The organism is Citrobacter sp. RHBSTW-00671, assembly GCF_014103415.1.
Classification (GTDB): Bacteria; Pseudomonadota; Gammaproteobacteria; order Enterobacterales; family Enterobacteriaceae; genus Citrobacter.
Window position 1 is genome coordinate 223,573 of record NZ_JABXPR010000001.1, and the last position, 19,471, is coordinate 243,043.

Consider the following 19,471-nt stretch of genomic DNA (forward strand, 5'->3'; position numbering starts at 1 on the left):
ATGAGCTCTCAAATACGGAAATTAGCGGCAGTTTACCCGATATGGGCCTTTTTTGCTGCAAGCCGCGTAAAAGCCGGGCGTTCAGATGCTACCGCATCTGCCCAGCGTGTTGGTTCTGGCAGACGATAGCCGTTCATACAGCGCTGCACCCACGCCAGGGCACTGTCCATGCTCACGCGGTGACCCGTAGAAATAAACAACGGGTTACAGCGCGCTTTGCTACGCCAGACCCATGCCAGCTGTTCGCCTTTATCCAGCAGCGGCGCTAGCGCACCGGGTTCGGCGGCGAGCGGTTCAAACTTGCCGCACAGTCGTTTTTTCGCCACACCAATCGTCGGAACATCCACCAGCAGACCAAAATGACTGGCGACGCCCAGACGGCGCGGATGGGAAATGCCGTGCCCATCGACAAACAGCAGGTCCGGCTTTTGTGACAGCTGTTGCCAGGCGGCCATCAGCGCGGGAGTTTCACGAAAGGAGAGAAAGCCGGGAATATACGGCATGGTGGTGGCAATACGCGCCACCTTGTATTCAACCAGCTCCAGCGTGGGATATTTCAGCAGGACCATCGCAGCCCGCGTCACTTCACCGCCCTGCTCAAACCCGACATCCGCTCCACCAATCAGAACCGGCGGATTGATTTCAAGGCGATCCTCTCGGGAAACCGAAGAGGCCAGTTCAAGCTGCTGCGCACGAAGCGACGCGAGATCCATATTGGTTCCTTAGCGGTGGTACTGCGCCGACAACCGATGTACCGCCTCCACGAAGACACCCGCATGTTCCGGCGGCACGTCCTGGTGAATACCGTGACCCAGGTTAAAGACATGACCTTCACCCTGACCAAATCCAGCCAGAATCGTTGCCACTTCTTCTTCGATACGCGCCGGTGGTGCATACAACATCGACGGGTCCATATTGCCCTGCAGCGCCACCTTGTGGCCTACGCGGCGACGCGCGTCAGCAATGTCAGTGGTCCAGTCAAGACCCAGCGCATCGCAGCCAGTTTCCGCCATCGCTTCCAGCCACTGACCGCCGCCTTTGGTAAACAGCGTCACGGGGACACGACGACCGTCGTTTTCACGCAGCAGACCGTCGACAATTTTATGCATGTAATACAAAGAGAACTGCTGATAGTCGCGACCGGTCAGCACGCCGCCCCAGGTGTCGAAAATCATCACCGACTGCGCGCCCGCTTTAATCTGCGCGTTAAGGTACAGGGTGACGCTTTTCGCCAGCTTATCAAGCAACAGATGTAGCGCTTTTGGATCGGCATACATCATCTTTTTAATCACGGTAAACGCTTTGCTACTGCCACCTTCAACCATATAGGTCGCCAGCGTCCACGGGCTGCCGGAGAAGCCGATCAGCGGCACTTCACCTTTCAGCTCACGCCGAATGGTACGCACTGCGTTCATCACGTAGCCCAGCCCATCTTCCGGGTCAGGGATCGGCAGTTTGTCGACGTCAGCCTTGCTGGTAATCGGAGAGGTGAAGCGTGGACCTTCTCCTGCTTCAAAATACAGCCCGAGCCCCATCGCATCCGGGATAGTCAGAATGTCCGAAAAGAGGATCGCGGCATCAAGTTTATAGCGACGCAGCGGCTGCAGCGTGACTTCGCAGGCCAGCTCGGCATTTTTGCACAACGCCATAAAATCGCCCGCTTCGGCACGGGTAGCTTTGTATTCCGGTAGATAGCGGCCCGCCTGGCGCATCATCCATACCGGAGTGACATCAACGGGCTGGCGCAGCAGCGCACGCAGATAACGATCGTTCTTCAGTTCGGTCATTTTTGCAGTTCCTTATTGCGTCAGTCCGTCAGTGTATCACCACTCGCTCTTTACTCGTACTCAGCCCGACACATTGCCACAGTATCTTCAATCAATCGACGCGCGACGGTACCCGGCGGAGGCAATAGCGGTAAATCGTCATAGCGATACCAGTTCGCTTCCAGCAGCTCTTTCGGGTCGATGACGATTTCGCCGCTATCATACTCTGCCATAAATGCGGTCATCAAAGACTGCGGGAATGGCCATGGCTGAGAAGTGACATAGCGCAGGTTTTTCACCTTAATGCCGCTCTCTTCCATGACTTCACGCGCTACCGCCTGTTCCAGGGTCTCGCCCACTTCGACAAAACCCGCCAGTACGGTATGCACGCCGTTACGATGGCGAACATGTTGGGCAAGCAGGATGGAATCATCTCGGCGAATAGCGACGATTATGCAGGGAGCAATTTGCGGGTAATAACGTTCACGGCAGTGGCTACAGAGCATCGCCCACTCCGTTTTACTCGGGTGCATGGAATGGCCGCAGTAGCCGCAGAATTTATGCGAGCGATAGAACTCTGCCAGCTGTACGCCGCGTCCGGCCAGTTGAAACAGGCCAACATCCTGGTCAATGACCTGGCGCACCGACCCCATATCGTGTCGACGCTGCTGCTGCACCAGCCAGACAGTCTCCCCTTCCCACTCGCCTATTGGCAGCGCGCGCTGACCAATCAGATCAAAACGGGCTGCGTCGCCATAAGGTAGCTCGCCATGAGGTAACCATAACTTTTGCTCATGACTGACGATCCACCAGCCGCTATCTAATTTTTCAATTATACGATCCATATCTCTTGCGCAACCTTTGCTTCACAGGCATGTTGTTTACATTATTTTTACATTTACGGATGAGCAGTTCCTAAACACCATCTTGCGGAGTCAATCATGCTAAACCAGCTGGAAAGCCTGACGGAGCACGTCGGAGGAAGTAATAAACTGGTTGATCGCTGGCTACATGTACGTAAGCACCTGCTCGTGGCTTACTACAATCTGGTTGGCATTAAGCCTGGCAAAGAATCGTACATGCGACTCAATGAAAAAGCGCTGGATGATTTTTGTCAGAGCCTGGTCGATTACCTCTCCACCGGACACTTCAGTATTTATGAACGTATTCTCCATAAATTGGAAGGGAACGGGCAGCTTTTAAAAGCCACAAAAATTTGGCCGCTACTGGAAGCCAATACGCAGCTGATCATGGACTACTATGACTCCAGCCTGGAAACTGCGATTGATCATGATAATTTCCTTGAATTTCAACAGGTTTTATCGGATCTCGGCGAAGCGCTAGAAGCCCGATTCGTGCTGGAAGATAATCTGATCATGCTGGTATTTGACGCGATGCACGAGAGTAGCACTCTCAAACGTCATGCTTGAGATTTACGGCATTAACGCGTAGTTTACATTCATTACCTCTTTACTGAGGTTACTTCTTGTCGGAGTGCTTATTTTCCACAGCAGCATGAGTGGAAAAGGCTGAGACCGTTAATTCGGGATCCGCGGAACCTGATCAGGTTAAAACCTGCGAAGGGAACAAGAGTCAATCTGCAATAGCATCGCCCCCGGGCGAGCTTCTCTCTTGCTTCATCCGTCGTCTGACAAGCCATATCCTTACTTTTATTTGGAATGAGCTATGTCTGCCACTACTAAACCATCACGCCGCGAACAGCGCGCTCAAGCCCAACACTTTATCGATACCCTGGAAGGGACCGCCTTCCCTAACTCAAAACGCATTTATATTACCGGTTCGCAGCCGGATATCCGCATTCCGATGCGCGAAATTCAGCTCAGCCCGACGCTGATTGGTGGAAGCAAAGACAATCCGCAGTTCGAAGAGAACGAAGCCGTGCCGGTGTACGACACCTCTGGGCCGTACGGCGACCCTGACGTGGCGATTAACGTCCAGCAGGGTCTGGCAAAACTGCGCCAGGCGTGGATTGCGGCACGTAACGATAGCGAAGAATTAGACGACCGCAGCTCGGCTTACACCAAAGAACGTCTGGCCGATGACGGCCTTGATGAACTGCGTTTTACGGGCCTGCTGACGCCAAAACGTGCCAAGGCCGGTAAGTGCGTGACCCAGCTACACTACGCTCGCCAGGGGATCGTTACCCCAGAGGTGGAGTTTATCGCCATCCGTGAAAACATGGGCCGTGAGCGTATTCGCAGTGAAGTATTGCGCCACCAGCATCCGGGGATGAATTTTGGCGCACGTCTGCCGGAAAACATCACCCCGGAATTCGTGCGTGACGAGGTCGCTGCCGGACGCGCCATTATTCCAGCCAACATCAACCACCCGGAATCAGAACCGATGATTATCGGCCGTAATTTCCTGGTGAAGGTGAACGCCAACATCGGTAATTCAGCAGTCACCTCCTCCATCGAAGAAGAGGTTGAGAAGCTGGTGTGGTCGACGCGCTGGGGCGCGGATACCGTAATGGATCTCTCCACAGGTCGTTATATTCATGAAACCCGTGAATGGATCCTGCGTAACAGCCCAGTGCCAATTGGTACCGTACCGATCTACCAGGCGCTGGAAAAGGTCAACGGGATCGCCGAGGATCTCACCTGGGAAGCCTTCCGCGACACGCTGCTGGAGCAGGCCGAACAGGGCGTTGACTATTTCACCATTCATGCAGGCGTACTGCTGCGCTACGTGCCGATGACCGCCAAACGCCTGACCGGTATTGTCTCACGCGGTGGTTCTATTATGGCGAAGTGGTGTCTCTCCCATCACAAAGAGAACTTTCTGTTTGAGCATTTCCGCGAGATCTGTGAAATCTGCGCCGCCTATGACGTTGCGCTGTCGCTGGGCGACGGCCTGCGTCCGGGCTCGATTCAGGATGCCAACGACGAAGCACAGTTCTCTGAGCTGCATACGCTGGGTGAACTGACCAAAATCGCCTGGGAATATGACGTGCAGGTGATGATTGAAGGCCCGGGTCATGTGCCCATGCATATGATCCAGCGCAACATGACCGAAGAGCTGGAGCACTGCCATGAAGCGCCGTTCTACACTTTAGGGCCGTTGACGACCGATATCGCACCGGGCTATGACCACTTCACTTCCGGGATCGGTGCGGCGATGATCGGCTGGTTTGGCTGCGCGATGCTGTGCTACGTCACGCCAAAAGAGCACCTCGGCCTGCCGAACAAAGAAGATGTGAAGCAAGGGTTGATTACCTACAAGATTGCCGCCCACGCAGCTGACTTAGCAAAAGGTCATCCGGGCGCGCAGATCCGCGATAACGCCATGTCGAAAGCGCGTTTCGAATTCCGCTGGGAAGACCAGTTTAACCTCGCGCTCGACCCATTCACCGCCCGCGCCTACCACGATGAAACCCTGCCGCAGGAGTCCGGCAAGGTCGCCCACTTCTGCTCCATGTGCGGGCCGAAGTTCTGCTCGATGAAAATCAGCCAGGAGGTTCGCGACTACGCTGCTGCACAAACGATTGAAGTCGGCATGGCGGATATGTCGGAGAACTTCCGCGCCAAAGGCGGTGAAATCTACCTCAAAAAAGAGGAGGCGTAATGTACCAACCTGATTTCCCGACAGTGCCGTTCCGCCTCGGGCTTTACCCAGTGGTGGACAGCGTGCAATGGATTGAACGCCTGCTGCAGGCAGGCGTGCGTACTATCCAGTTGCGTATCAAAGACAAACATGATGAAGAGGTCGAAGCCGACGTCATAGCAGCCATTAACCTGGGGCGTCGCTATGACGCCCGGCTGTTTATCAACGATTACTGGCGTCTGGCAATTAAGCACCGCGCTTACGGCGTACATCTGGGCCAGGAAGACCTGGAAACCACCGACCTGAAAGCGATTCAGGCGGCGGGGCTACGCCTTGGTGTTTCCACTCACGATGATATGGAGATAGACGTCGCGCTCGCCGCTCGCCCTTCTTATATCGCACTGGGCCATGTCTTCCCCACGCAAACTAAGCAGATGCCTTCCCCCCCGCAGGGGCTGACACAGTTGGCAAGTCATATTGAGCGGCTGGCGGATTACCCGACCGTCGCCATTGGCGGCATCAGCCTTGAGCGTGCTCCGGCAGTGCTGGCAACTGGCGTCGGCAGCATTGCTGTCGTCAGCGCCATTACCCAGGCGGCTGACTGGCAGACCGCCATGGCCCAGCTACTGGATATCGCAGGAGCGGGCGATGAATGACCGCGACTTTATGCGCTATAGCCGGCAGATCCTGCTTGGCGATATTGCGATTGAAGGCCAGCAAAAGCTGAACGCAAGCCATGTGCTGATTGTCGGGTTAGGTGGGCTAGGTTCACCTGCCGCACTGTATCTGGCAGGTGCGGGCGTCGGCAAGCTGACGCTGGTCGACGATGACGATATTCATCTGAGTAACCTGCAGCGCCAGATCCTGTTTTCCACGGATGATATCGCCCGCGCCAAATCGCAAGTCGCACAGCAGCGGCTCACCCGCCTCAACCCGGATATCGACGTGGTGGCGCTCCAGCAACGTCTGCAAGGTGATGCGCTCAGACATGCGGTAGCACGTGCCGACGTGGTGCTCGACTGTACTGACAACATGGCAACCCGCCAGCAGATTAACTCCGCCTGCGTGGCGCTAAATACGCCACTCATTACCGCCAGTGCCGTCGGTTTCGGCGGCCAATTAATGGTGCTGACTCCGCCCTGGGAACAGGGGTGTTATCGCTGCCTGTGGCCGGATGATGCGGAGCCAGAGCGCAACTGCCGCACTGCAGGCATTGTGGGCCCGGTCGTCGGGGTGATGGGAACCTTGCAGGCTCTGGAAGCAATCAAATTACTCAGCGGAATTGAAACCCCGAGCGGCGAGTTACGCCTGTTTGACGGTAAAACCAGCCAATGGCGTAGCCTGGCGTTACGCCGCGCGAACGGTTGCCCGGTATGCGGAGGGCAACATGCAGATTCAGTTCAATGATGAGCCAATGCAGTGCGCCGAGGGGCAAACCATCAGCGAACTGCTGACACAGCTTAATCAGCATAAACCGGGAATGGCGCTGGCGCTCAATCAGCAGATCCTGCCACGTGAGCAGTGGCAACAGCAAATCGTGCAGGAAGGCGATCAGATCCTGCTTTTTCAGGTTATTGCAGGGGGTTGATATGTTACGTATTGCCGACAAAACGTTTGATTCGCATCTGTTCACCGGCACCGGAAAATTTGCTTCATCGCAGCTGATGGTCGAGGCGATTCGCGCCTCCGGCAGCCAACTGGTGACGCTGGCAATGAAGCGCGTGGATCTACGACAGCACAACGACGCGATTCTGACACCGCTTATCGAAGCCGGCGTCACGCTGCTGCCTAACACTTCTGGGGCCAAAACGGCAGAGGAAGCTATCTTTGCCGCCCAACTGGCGCGTGAAGCGCTAGGGACACACTGGCTGAAGCTGGAAATCCACCCTGACGCTCGCTGGCTACTGCCGGACCCCATCGAAACGCTGAAAGCCGCCGAAGCACTGGTAAAGCAGGGCTTTGTGGTACTGCCCTACTGCAGCGCAGACCCGGTACTGTGCAAACGGTTAGAAGAAGTTGGTTGTGCGGCGGTGATGCCGCTCGGCGCGCCCATCGGTTCTAATCAGGGGCTGGAAACCAAAGCGATGCTGGAGATTATTATCCAGCAGGCGACCGTGCCGGTGGTAGTCGATGCCGGCATCGGTGTTCCCAGCCACGCTACGCAGGCGCTGGAGATGGGGGCCGATGCGGTGCTGGTCAACACAGCCATTGCCGTGGCTGACAGCCCGGTGATGATGGCAACCGCCTTCCGCCTGGCCGTTGAAGCGGGTCTGCTGGCGCGCCAGGCGGTACCAGGAAGAAAAAGTTCGCAGGCAAGTCCCACCAGCCCACTCACTGGGTTTCTGGAGGCCCTCTCATGAAAACTTTCGCCGATCGCTGGCGACAACTGGACTGGGACGACATCCGCCTGCGCATCCACAGTAAAACCGCGGCGGATGTGGAACGGGCGATCAATGCCTCGCAACTCACACGCGATGACTTGATGGCCTTGCTCTCCCCTGCCGCCACCGCCTATCTGGAGCCGCTGGCGCAGCGGGCGCAGAAACTTACTCGCCAGCGCTTTGGCAACACCGTCAGTTTTTACGTCCCGCTGTATCTCTCTAATCTGTGTGCCAATGACTGCACCTACTGCGGCTTCTCTATGAGCAACCGTATTAAACGCAAAACACTGGACGAAGATGAGATTAGCCGGGAGTGCGCGGCCATCCGCGAGCTGGGTTTCGAGCACCTGCTGCTGGTCACCGGTGAACATCAGGCAAAAGTGGGGATGGATTACTTTCGTCGCCACTTACCCGCTATTCGCCGCCAGTTCGCCTCATTACAGATGGAAGTACAGCCGCTGTCAGAGGCTGAATATGCGGAGCTGAAGACGCTGGGACTGGATGGCGTGATGGTGTATCAGGAGAGCTACCATGAAGCGGTTTATGCGCGGCACCATCTGAAAGGGAAAAAACAGGATTTCTTCTGGCGGCTGGACACGCCAGACAGACTGGGCCGCGCAGGTATCGATAAAATCGGCCTGGGCGCGTTGATTGGTTTGTCCGATAGCTGGCGGGTTGATTGTTATATGGTCGCCGAGCATCTGCTGTGGATGCAGCAACATTACTGGCAGAGCCGTTACTCCATCTCCTTCCCGAGACTACGTCCGTGTACCGGAGGTGTAGAGCCGGCGTCAATTATGGATGAACGCCAGTTGGTGCAAACCATTTGTGCATTTCGCTTGCTGTCGCCGGACATTGAACTGTCGCTTTCCACCCGTGAATCGCCGTGGTTCCGCGACCATGTGATCCCACTGGCGATCAACAACGTCAGCGCTTTCTCGAAAACGCAACCCGGTGGTTACGCTGATAATCATCCTGAACTGGAACAGTTCTCTCCGCACGACGATCGTCGACCGCAAGCCGTTGCCGACGCATTGATTGCACAGGGATTACAACCCGTGTGGAAAGACTGGGACAGCTATCTGGGAAGGGCGTCTCAGGTGTTGTAAATCTGAGGAGATCGCACAAACGAAAAAACCCGCTTTCGCGGGTTTTTTCTTCACTGGCACTTAACTGCTCAGGCTCTGGCCTTCATCGCTATCGTAAGCGTTCGTGAGATTATCGGCAATTACAGCGCGATAACGTTAACAGCAGACGGACCTTTAGCGCCGTTCTCAACAGAGAACTCCACTTTTTGACCTTCGTCTAAGGTTTTGAAATCGTTGCTCTGGATGGCTGAAAAATGCACAAATACATCTTTGCTACCGTCCTGAGGAGTGATAAAGCCGAAGCCTTTATCAGAGTTAAACCATTTTACTAAACCAGTCATTTTGTTAGACATAGATACTTCCTTTCATGTTTTTGAGCCGCTTATGCAGCGAAGATGGCCTGTTTTGCAGAAATTAACTTATGGGGCACTTAGGAGGAGGCTCACGATGAAGAGTATCTGAGGATAACGCTTGAACTGAGAACTGCTTTACTAAAACTGCTTGCATAAGGTCTGTGTTCCAAACCGATGTCGCTATAGTAGCCCTACTTCTAATCATTAAGCAAGCATTAATTTATTTAATACCCATCAACAGGTGAAATGTTGAACCGGTGCGGCCGTGCGAAAAGGTAAGGTATTGATATATAGATAATAAAAGCCCTGACCGTTGCAGCCAGGGCTTTAAGTTACTACAAACTTCAGATTTAACATTAATAGACTTAACAATTTTGTACTGCTGTTGATACTACATTTTAAATGTACACGTTTATCACTGATAATATTGGATGCTGATACTGACTAACACTTTCCTCTATTTATCGTTAAATAAACCCAGCCAGCTTGATAATAAATCTCAAGAATGGCGACCTAAACAAGTACACTTCCCCTTGCGACATATACTCTTTGATGCGTGGCCTTACTGCCCTTGCAAGCTCTTATAAAAGAAACCTGCCAACATTAACTATTAAATCATGGCCTTACATCGTCGCACTTTTTTACTACTTTGCGATTAGATAAATCAACTACAGAGCCTGAAAACATTGTCGATGTGCCAGGATAATAACTTCGGCATCGACTACCCCATACAACAGAATATTTCGTGGCCCTTATCGCAACCCCCTATCAAACGCTACTAACACTTACTAATTTAACAGCAAATGACTATTTCTCCGCTGTTAAGTATTAACATACGGGTTTAAAAAACAGTGTCAATACTGTTTTTAATAACATGTCTTTATTGACAGTAATTATTAATATCTACGCCTGAGCGCTATGGGAAAAACGGCTTTTTGGGTCAGACCAGGCCGGCCTGAGTCTCATTTGTAACCGGTTTCAGGAAAAATGGCATTTCTTTGTGATGCCAGACACACAATCGTCGCAAAGCGGTTGTTGCTGTTGCCCGCACGAGATAATTATCAAGAAATACCTGTTGATCGAGACTCACTATGAAAAACATCGTTTTATGCTGTGCCGCCGGAATGTCCACCAGCATGCTGGTGCAAAGGATGAAAGATGCCGCCCAGAAAAAAGGCGTCGATGTGACTATCAAAGCAGTCCCGGTGGCTGAGTTTGCAGAAAATATCGCCACTGCAGATATTGTTTTACTCGGTCCGCAGGTTAAGTATGAACAGGCCAAGCTGCAGGCGCTCGCCGACCCGTTAGGCAAAAAGGTCGCCGTTATCGACATGATGGATTACGGCATGATGAAAGGGGATGCCGTACTGGATAAAGCGCTGAAACTACTGGAGTGATGGCATGGAAGAGTTAGAAACAATCATCATGGAATTATTGGTCAACGCTGGCGCTGCACGCAGCCAGGCCCTGACGGCATTGCAACTGGCGCGTAAAGGTGATTTCACCGGTGCAGAACAAGCGATGACGGAATCACGCGAGTTCGTTAAACAGGCGCATAAAATCCAAACCCAGCTGATCGGTATTGACGAAGGCACTGGCAAACTACCGGTCAATCTCATCACCGTCCATTCGCAGGACCACCTGATGAACGCGATGGTGATTCAGGATCTGGCGGGCGACATGATTGAACTTTATCGGCGCTTACCGCCGGTAAATTAATGGTGCTGCCGAATGGCTTCTTAGGCCTGATAAGCGCAGCGCCATCAGGATAAACATAGATATAAAAAAACCCGCCGAAGCGGGTTTTTTATTAGGGTCAACAACGATTAATCGTTATCAGAACCGCCCAGACCTGCGTTCAACAGTTCTGCCAGGCTGGCAGAAGCATCTTCAGCAGTGACCTGCGGTGCAGCTGGCAGTTCGCCTGCTGCGCGGCGGCGCATACGATCCTGGTGGTACGCATAACCGGTACCAGCCGGGATCAGACGACCCACGATGACGTTCTCTTTCAGACCGCGCAGTTCATCACGTTTACCTGCAACAGCGGCTTCGGTCAGGACACGCGTGGTTTCCTGGAACGATGCTGCAGAGATGAAGGACTCGGTTGCCAGAGACGCTTTGGTGATACCCAGCAGATCGCGGGAGAATGTTGCACCCACTTTGCCGTTCGCTTCCAGCTCGCGGTTAGCGATCTTGACGCGAGAGTATTCAACCTGCTCGCCTTCGAGGAAGTCGGAGCTACCCGCATTTTCGATGGTGGCTTTACGCAGCATCTGACGAACGATAACTTCGATGTGTTTATCGTTAATCTTAACACCCTGCAGACGGTATACGTCCTGAACTTCGTTAACGATGTAACGAGTTACAGCATGTACACCACGCAGACGCAGGATGTCGTGCGGCGCTTCCGGACCGTCGGAAACAACGTCACCACGTTCTACACGTTCACCTTCGAACACGTTGAGCTGACGCCATTTCGGAATCATCTCTTCGTACGGTTCGCTGCCATCTACCGGAGTGATAACCAGACGACGTTTCCCTTTGGTTTCTTTACCGAAGGAAATGATGCCGCTGATTTCAGCCAGGATTGCCGGCTCTTTCGGACGACGTGCTTCGAACAGGTCCGCAACGCGCGGCAGACCACCGGTGATATCCTTGGTACCGCCGGATTCCTGCGGTACACGCGCCAGGGTGTCACCAGAGCTGATCTGTACGCCATCTTCCAGCTGAACAATCGCTTTACCCGGCAGGAAGTACTGAGCAGGCATATCGGTGCCTGGGATCAGAACGTCGTTGCCCTGAGCATCAACAATTTTCAGTGCCGGACGCAGGTCTTTACCACCCGCAGTACGCTCTGCAGAATCCAGAACCACCAGAGAAGACAGACCGGTCAGCTCGTCGGTCTGACGAGTAATGGTCTGGCCGTCGATCATGTCAGTGAAGCGGACGAAACCACTCACTTCGGTGATAACCGGCATGGTATGCGGATCCCAGTTTGCTACGGTTTCGCCGCCAGCAACCTGTTCGCCATCACCTTTCGCCATAACGGAGCCGTAAGGCACTTTATAGCTTTCTTTGGTACGGCCGAATTCGTCGATCAGTTTCAGTTCGGTGTTACGTGAGGTGATAACCAGTTTACCGCTGGAGTTCACAACCGACTTCGCATTGCTCAGACGGATGCTACCTTTGTTTTTCACCTGGATGCTGGATTCAGCAGCCGCACGAGATGCCGCACCACCGATGTGGAACGTACGCATGGTCAGCTGTGTACCCGGTTCACCGATGGACTGTGCCGCGATAACACCGATTGCTTCACCTTTGTTGATGATGTGGCCACGCGCCAGGTCACGACCGTAGCAGTGCGCACATACACCAAAGTCGGTGTCACAGGATACAACGGAACGGACTTTGACGGAGTCAACGGAGTTCTCTTCCAGCAGGTCACACCACTGTTCGTGCAGCAGCGTATTGCGAGGAACCAGAATATCCGCCGTACCCGGCTTCAGAACGTCTTCAGCAGTCACACGACCCAGAACGCGATCGCGCAGCGGCTCTTTAACGTCACCACCCTCGATAACCGGGGTCATGGTGATGCCTTCCAGCGTGCCACAATCGTCTTCAGTAACGACCAGATCCTGCGCGACGTCAACCAGACGACGAGTCAGATAACCGGAGTTCGCTGTTTTCAGTGCGGTATCCGCCAGACCTTTACGCGCACCGTGAGTGGAGATGAAGTACTGGAGTACGTTCAGACCTTCACGGAAGTTCGCGGTGATTGGCGTTTCGATGATGGAGCCATCTGGCTTCGCCATCAGACCACGCATACCGGCCAGCTGACGAATCTGTGCTGCAGAACCACGCGCACCGGAGTCGGCCATCATGTAGATGCTGTTGAAGGAAACCTGCTGCTCTTCTACGCCGTCACGGTTAATAACAGTTTCAGTTTGCAGGTTATCCATCATCGCTTTGGATACACGATCGTTCGCCGCAGCCCAGATATCGATAACTTTGTTATAGCGTTCGCCTGCGGTTACCAGACCAGACTGGAACTGCTCCTGGATCTCAGCAACTTCAGCTTCTGCTTCAGAGATGATCTCGTGTTTCTTCTCTGGGATGACCATGTCATCAATACCAACAGATGCACCTGAACGCGCTGCATAAGCAAAGCCGGTGTACATGGTCTGGTCAGCGAAGATAACGGTCGGCTTCAGGCCCAGAATGCGGTAACAGGTGTTCAGCATTTTGGAGATAGCTTTCTTGCCCAGCGCCTGGTTGACGATGGAGAAAGGCAGACCTTTCGGTACGATCATCCACAGAATGGCACGGCCAACGGTCGTGTCTTTCAGGCTGGTTTTCGCTACGAATTCGCCGTTTTCATCTTTTTCGTATTCGGTGATACGCACTTTAACGCGCGCATGCAGAGAGGCCAGACCTGCGCGATAAATACGCTCAGCTTCTTTCGGGCCAGTCAGCACCATGCCTTCGCCTTTGGCGTTAACACAGTCACGGGTCATGTAGTACAGACCCAATACAACGTCCTGAGACGGAACGATGATTGGTTCGCCGTTCGCCGGGGACAGGATGTTGTTGGTAGACATCATCAGCGCACGCGCTTCGAGCTGGGCTTCCAGCGTCAGCGGTACGTGAACAGCCATCTGGTCACCATCGAAGTCGGCGTTATATGCCGCACAAACCAGCGGGTGCAGCTGGATAGCTTTACCTTCGATCAGTACCGGTTCAAATGCCTGGATACCCAGACGGTGCAGTGTTGGTGCACGGTTCAGCAGTACCGGGTGTTCGCGGATAACTTCGTCCAGAATATCCCAAACGACAGCTTCTTCACGCTCAACCATTTTCTTAGCGGCTTTGATGGTGGTGGCGAGTCCTCGCAGTTCCAGCTTGCCGTAGATGAACGGTTTGAACAGTTCCAGTGCCATTTTCTTCGGCAGACCGCACTGATGCAGACGCAGGTATGGACCTACGGTGATTACAGAACGACCGGAGTAGTCAACACGCTTACCGAGCAGGTTCTGACGGAAACGACCCTGCTTACCTTTGATCATGTCGGCCAAAGATTTCAGAGGACGTTTGTTAGAACCGGTGATCGCACGACCGCGACGACCGTTATCCAGCAGGGCGTCAACCGCTTCCTGCAGCATACGTTTTTCGTTGCGTACGATGATGTCCGGCGCAGCCAGATCCAGCAGACGCTTCAGACGGTTGTTACGGTTGATAACGCGACGATACAGATCGTTCAGATCCGACGTTGCGAAACGACCACCATCCAGCGGAACCAGCGGACGCAGATCCGGCGGCAGAACCGGCAGAACGGTCAGGATCATCCACTCTGGCTTGTTGCCAGACTGTACGAAGGCTTCCAGCAGTTTGATACGCTTGGTCAGCTTCTTACGCTTGGTTTCGGAGTTGGTTTCGTTCAGCTCTTCGCGCAGAGTTTCACACTCTTGCTCCAGATCCATGCTCTTCAGCAGGGCCTGAATAGCTTCCGCACCCATCTTCGCGTCGAATTCGTCACCGAACTCTTCCAGCGCGTCCAGATACTGCTCTTCAGTCAGGATCTGTTGACGTTCCAGGTTAGTCATACCGCCTTCGATAACCACATAAGATTCGAAGTACAGTACGCGTTCGATATCACGCAGTGGCATATCGAGCAGCAGACCGATACGGGACGGCAGAGATTTCAGGAACCAGATGTGAGCAGTCGGAGACGCCAGCTCGATGTGGCCCATACGCTCACGGCGTACTTTAGTCTGAGTCACTTCAACGCCGCACTTCTCACAGATCACACCACGGTGTTTCAGGCGCTTGTACTTACCGCACAGGCACTCATAGTCTTTTACCGGCCCAAAGATACGGGCGCAGAAAAGGCCGTCACGCTCAGGTTTGAACGTACGGTAGTTAATGGTTTCCGGCTTCTTAACTTCACCGAAAGACCATGAACGGATCATGTCTGGCGAGGCCAGCGCAATTTTGATCGCATCAAACTCTTCGGTTTTAGTCTGCGCTTTCAGAAACTTTAATAAATCTTTCACGGATTTGCTCCCGTCGGAGTTAGCACAATCTGGCGCTGGCGGTTAAGCCAGCACCAGTGACCTGTTTGATCGAGAGTTACTCGTCTTCCAGCTCGATGTTGATACCCAGCGAACGAATCTCTTTCAACAGTACGTTGAAGGATTCCGGCATGCCTGGTTCCATCTGATGGTTGCCGTCCACGATGTTTTTATACATCTTAGTACGACCGTTCACGTCATCAGACTTAACGGTGAGCATTTCCTGCAGGGTGTATGCTGCGCCATATGCTTCAAGCGCCCACACTTCCATCTCCCCGAAGCGCTGACCACCGAACTGCGCCTTACCACCCAGCGGCTGCTGAGTAACCAGGCTGTAAGAACCGGTAGAACGCGCATGCATCTTGTCATCAACCAGGTGGTTCAGTTTCAGCATGTACATGTAGCCAACGGTAACCTGGCGCTCGAACTGCTCACCGGTACGACCGTCGAACAGTGTGATCTGACCGGAAGTCGGCAGGCCACCCAGCTGTAACAGTTCCTTGATTTCAGACTCTTTCGCACCGTCGAATACCGGCGTTGCGATCGGCATACCTTTTTTCAGGTTTTCAGCCAGACGCAGAACTTCTTCATCGCTGAAGGTATTCAGGTCAACTTTCTGACGAACATCTGAACCCAGATCGTAAGCACGCTGGATGAATTCGCGCAGTTTCGCGACTTCCTGCTGCTGTTTCAGCATGGCGTTGATCTTATCGCCGATACCTTTTGCAGCCATACCCAGGTGGGTTTCAAGGATCTGACCGATGTTCATACGCGATGGTACGCCCAGCGGGTTCAGTACGATATCTACCGGCGTACCGTTAGCATCGTGTGGCATATCTTCGATCGGGTTGATCTTAGAGATTACACCCTTGTTACCGTGACGACCTGCCATCTTATCACCAGGCTGGATCCGACGTTTAACCGCCAGATAAACCTTAACAATCTTCAGCACGCCCGGTGCCAGATCGTCGCCCTGAGTGATTTTACGGCGTTTCGCTTCGAGTTTTTTCTCGAATTCGTGTTTCAGTTCGTCGTACTGCTCAGCCAGTTGCTCCAGCTGATTCTGTTTCTCTTCGTCGGTCAGGCCGAGTTCTAACCAGCGGTCACGCGGCAGTTTGTCGAGCTTCTCAGCTTCAACACCACCGGAAACCAGCACAGCGTAGATACGGCTGAACAGGCCAGCTTCGAGGATCTGCAGTTCTTCAGACAGGTCTTTTTTCGCCTGCTTCAGCTGCATCTCTTCGATTTCCAGCGCACGTTTGTCTTTTTCTACGCCATCGCGAGTAAAGACCTGAACGTCGATAATCGTACCGGAAACACCGTTTGGCACGCGCAGAGAAGAGTCTTTAACGTCAGACGCTTTCTCACCGAAGATTGCACGCAGCAGCTTCTCTTCTGGCGTCAGCTGGGTTTCACCTTTCGGCGTTACCTTACCAACCAGAATGTCGCCACCGGTCACTTCCGCACCGATATAAACGATACCGGATTCATCCAGTTTGGAGAGCGCAGCTTCACCCACGTTCGGGATGTCAGCGGTGATCTCTTCTGGCCCCAGCTTGGTGTCACGGGACACACATGCCAGTTCCTGAATGTGGATGGTAGTGAAACGGTCTTCCTGGACAACACGCTCGGATACGAGGATGGAGTCTTCGAAGTTGTAACCATTCCATGGCATGAATGCCACGCGCATGTTCTGACCCAGCGCCAGTTCACCGAGGTCGGTGGACGGACCGTCTGCCAGCACATCACCACGTTCAACCGGCTCGCCCAGAGATACACAAGGCATCTGGTTGATACAGGTGTTCTGGTTAGAACGGGTGTATTTGGTCAGGTTATAAATGTCGATACCTGCTTCGCCCGGGTACATCTCGTCTTCGTTAACTTTGATAACGATACGGGAAGCATCCACGTACTGAACAGTACCGCCACGTTTAGCAACTGCAGTAACACCGGAGTCAACGGCAACAGCACGTTCCATACCGGTACCAACCAGCGGCTTATCAGCGCGCAGAGTCGGAACCGCCTGACGTTGCATGTTCGCACCCATCAATGCACGGTTGGCGTCATCGTGTTCCAGGAACGGGATCAGGGACGCACCGACGGATACCACCTGCTGGGTGGATACGTCCATGTAGTCAACCTGGTCGCGGCTGAACAAGCTGGATTCGCCTTTGCTACGGCAGGTAACCAGATCTTCTACAAAGTGGCCTTCGTCATCCAGGTTGGAGTTCGCCTGAGCGATAACGTAGTTGCCTTCTTCGATAGCAGACAGGTAATGAATTTCGTCAGTGACAACACCGTCGGTCACTTTACGGTACGGAGTCTCGAGGAAGCCGTATTCGTTAGTCTGTGCATACACGGACAGGGAGTTGATCAGACCGATGTTCGGACCTTCAGGCGTTTCGATTGGACATACGCGACCGTAGTGAGTCGGGTGTACGTCTCGAACTTCGAAGCCTGCACGTTCACGGGTCAGACCGCCTGGGCCGAGTGCAGAGATACGACGTTTGTGCGTAATCTCAGACAGCGGGTTGTTCTGGTCCATAAACTGAGACAGCTGGCTGGAACCAAAGAACTCTTTCACTGCTGCAGAAATCGGCTTGGCGTTGATCATATCCTGAGGCATCAGGGTATCCAGATCGCCCAGAGACAGACGCTCTTTCACCGCACGCTCAACACGTACCAGGCCAACGCGGAACTGGTTTTCCGCCATTTCGCCTACGGAACGGATACGACGGTTGCCGAGGTGGTCGATATCATCGACTTCGCCTTTACCGTTACGGATATCGATGAGCTTCTTCATCACTTCGATGATGTCGTCTTTGCTCAGGATACCGGAACCTTCGATTTCGTCGCGCAGCAGAGAACGGTTGAACTTCATACGACCAACCGCAGACAGGTCATAGCGGTCTTCGGAGAAGAACAGGTTCTCGAACAGGCTTTCAGCAGCTTCACGAGTCGGCGGCTCACCAGGACGCATCATGCGGTAGATTTCTACCAGTGCGCTCAGACGATCGTTGGTTGGGTCAACACGTACAGTTTCAGAAATGTACGGACCGTGGTCCAGATCGTTAGTGAACAGCGTTTCGATACGCTTGTGACCAGACTGGCTCAGCTTAGCCAGCAGATCCAGGCTCAGCTCCATGTTAGCTGCGCAGATCAGCTCGCCAGTAGATTCGTCAACGTAGTCTTTAGCCGCAACTTTACCAGCAATGTATTCAACCGGAACTTCGATATGTTTGATATCGTCTTTTTCCAGTTGGCGAATGTGGCGCGCAGTGATGCGGCGGCCTTTTTCGACGTAGACTTTGCCGTTAGCTTCAATGTCAAAGGAGGCGGTTTCACCACGCAGGCGTTCCGGCACCAGTTCCATCTGCAGCTTGTTGTCGCGAATTTCGAAAACAACTTTCTCAAAGAACAGGTCAAGGATCTGCTCAGTGGTGTAGTTCAGTGCACGCAGAATAATGGTCGCAGGCAGTTTACGGCGACGGTCAATACGTACGAACAGGTTGTCCTTCGGATCGAATTCGAAGTCCAGCCAGGAACCACGGTAAGGGATGATGCGCGCGTTATACAGCACTTTACCCGAAGAGTGGGTTTTACCTTTGTCGGAGTCAAAGAAGACGCCAGGACTACGGTGCAGCTGAGAAACGATAACACGCTCAGTACCATTGATTACAAAGGTACCGTTGTCAGTCATGAGCGGAATTTCGCCCATGTAGACTTCTTGTTCTTTAATGTCTTTTACGGTGCCTTCCGGCGCTTCGCGCTCGTAGATCACCAGACGCAGTTTTACGCGCAGCGGTGCGGAATAGGTCACGCCACGGATCTGACATTCCTGAACGTCAAACACCGGTTCGCCAAGGCGGTAGCTGACGTATTGCAGCTCGGAATTACCGCTGTAGCTCTGAATCGGGAAAACGGAACGGAAAGCTGCTTCCAGACCATACTGCCCTTCAGGATCTTGCTCGATGAACTTCTGAAACGAGTCAAGCTGGATAGAAAGGAGATAAGGTATGTCCAACACTTGTGGACGTTTACCAAAATCCTTACGAATACGTTTTTTCTCGGTATAGGAGTAAACCATTAGGGTTCCTCAGCTCGCTGACAAGTCGACCCATCTGTCCGACGAAGGGACAGTTTGTGCAACACTATTTTGTTGACCGGAAAATCGAATACTTTCCGCAATGCCTGTTGCTATCACGCTTAAACCATTTCATTGCGATTTACACAGAACTGACGCTCTGTCGC

15 protein-coding genes and 1 riboswitch are annotated in these 19,471 nt (G+C 53.3%); of the genes, 9 read left to right on the forward strand and 6 right to left on the reverse strand.

The features are described from left to right. Positions 1 to 32: 32 nt before the first annotated feature. From nfi to nudC, 3 genes are read right to left on the reverse strand one after another with little or no spacing between them, the layout of a single operon-like run. Complete coding sequence (gene nfi / locus HV261_RS01080; protein ID WP_202037209.1) at positions 33 to 713, reverse strand: deoxyribonuclease V; 681 nt, start codon at positions 711 to 713, stop codon at positions 33 to 35. 9 nt (positions 714 to 722) lie between these two features. After that, on the reverse strand, positions 723 to 1,787 hold the full coding sequence (gene hemE / locus HV261_RS01085) for a uroporphyrinogen decarboxylase (RefSeq protein ID WP_151225111.1): 1,065 nt from the start codon (positions 1,785 to 1,787) through the stop codon (positions 723 to 725). A 50-nt stretch (positions 1,788 to 1,837) separates the two neighbouring features. After that, a complete protein-coding gene (gene nudC / locus HV261_RS01090; RefSeq protein ID WP_202037210.1) occupies positions 1,838 to 2,611 on the reverse strand; it encodes an NAD(+) diphosphatase in 774 nt (257 codons plus the stop codon). 96 nt (positions 2,612 to 2,707) lie between these two features. Here nudC and rsd point away from each other — a divergent pair, with 96 nt between their 5' ends. From rsd to thiH, 7 genes are all read left to right on the forward strand, one after another. Then, positions 2,708 to 3,196, forward strand: a complete 489-nt coding sequence (gene rsd / locus HV261_RS01095) for a sigma D regulator (protein ID WP_202037211.1) — start codon at positions 2,708 to 2,710, stop codon at positions 3,194 to 3,196. Between the two features lie 50 nt (positions 3,197 to 3,246). Continuing rightward, positions 3,247 to 3,369, forward strand: a riboswitch (TPP riboswitch). An 83-nt stretch (positions 3,370 to 3,452) separates the two neighbouring features. Next, the gene (gene thiC, locus HV261_RS01100; protein ID WP_202037212.1) at positions 3,453 to 5,351 is read left to right on the forward strand and encodes a phosphomethylpyrimidine synthase ThiC; all 1,899 of its coding nucleotides are present in this window, start codon (positions 3,453 to 3,455) and stop codon (positions 5,349 to 5,351) included. Continuing rightward, entirely contained in the window at positions 5,351 to 5,986 is a 636-nt protein-coding gene (gene thiE, locus HV261_RS01105; RefSeq protein WP_202037213.1) for a thiamine phosphate synthase, read from the forward strand. Before thiC ends, thiE begins: the two co-directional genes overlap by 1 nt. Continuing rightward, the gene (gene thiF / locus HV261_RS01110) at positions 5,979 to 6,737 is read left to right on the forward strand and encodes a thiazole biosynthesis adenylyltransferase ThiF (RefSeq protein ID WP_202037214.1); all 759 of its coding nucleotides are present in this window, start codon (positions 5,979 to 5,981) and stop codon (positions 6,735 to 6,737) included. Before thiE ends, thiF begins: the two co-directional genes overlap by 8 nt. Beyond that, positions 6,718 to 6,918, forward strand: coding sequence for a sulfur carrier protein ThiS (thiS, locus tag HV261_RS01115; protein WP_202037215.1), 201 nt, complete (start codon positions 6,718 to 6,720; stop codon positions 6,916 to 6,918). The genes thiF and thiS overlap by 20 nt, the downstream gene beginning before the upstream one ends. Before the next feature lies 1 nt (position 6,919). Then, positions 6,920 to 7,690 carry a thiazole synthase gene (gene thiG, locus HV261_RS01120; protein WP_202037216.1) on the forward strand — a complete coding sequence of 257 codons (771 nt, stop codon included), beginning with the start codon at positions 6,920 to 6,922 and terminating at the stop codon, positions 7,688 to 7,690. Further along, complete coding sequence (gene thiH / locus HV261_RS01125; RefSeq protein WP_202037217.1) at positions 7,687 to 8,820, forward strand: 2-iminoacetate synthase ThiH; 1,134 nt, start codon at positions 7,687 to 7,689, stop codon at positions 8,818 to 8,820. The genes thiG and thiH overlap by 4 nt, the downstream gene beginning before the upstream one ends. A gap of 119 nt (positions 8,821 to 8,939) precedes the next feature. Here the strand turns inward: thiH and cspE are convergent, their stop codons facing one another. Beyond that, complete coding sequence (cspE, locus tag HV261_RS01130) at positions 8,940 to 9,152, reverse strand: transcription antiterminator/RNA stability regulator CspE (protein ID WP_005132883.1); 213 nt, start codon at positions 9,150 to 9,152, stop codon at positions 8,940 to 8,942. Between the two features lie 1,091 nt (positions 9,153 to 10,243). Between cspE and HV261_RS01135 the strand changes: the two genes are divergently transcribed. Both HV261_RS01135 and HV261_RS01140 read left to right on the forward strand, forming a co-directional pair. Beyond that, complete coding sequence (locus HV261_RS01135; RefSeq protein WP_048214121.1) at positions 10,244 to 10,549, forward strand: PTS sugar transporter subunit IIB; 306 nt, start codon at positions 10,244 to 10,246, stop codon at positions 10,547 to 10,549. A gap of 4 nt (positions 10,550 to 10,553) precedes the next feature. Further along, positions 10,554 to 10,871, forward strand: a complete 318-nt coding sequence (locus HV261_RS01140) for a PTS lactose/cellobiose transporter subunit IIA (RefSeq protein ID WP_137383233.1) — start codon at positions 10,554 to 10,556, stop codon at positions 10,869 to 10,871. 107 nt (positions 10,872 to 10,978) lie between these two features. On the opposite strand, the gene rpoC is transcribed toward HV261_RS01140, so the two are convergent. Both rpoC and rpoB read right to left on the reverse strand, forming a co-directional pair. Next, entirely contained in the window at positions 10,979 to 15,202 is a 4,224-nt protein-coding gene (gene rpoC / locus HV261_RS01145) for a DNA-directed RNA polymerase subunit beta' (RefSeq protein WP_005132891.1), read from the reverse strand. Positions 15,203 to 15,278: 76 nt separating this feature from the next. Further along, positions 15,279 to 19,307: a DNA-directed RNA polymerase subunit beta gene (rpoB, locus tag HV261_RS01150; RefSeq protein WP_003033111.1), complete on the reverse strand. Its 4,029-nt coding sequence runs from the start codon at positions 19,305 to 19,307 to the stop codon at positions 15,279 to 15,281. Positions 19,308 to 19,471 lie beyond the last annotated feature (164 nt).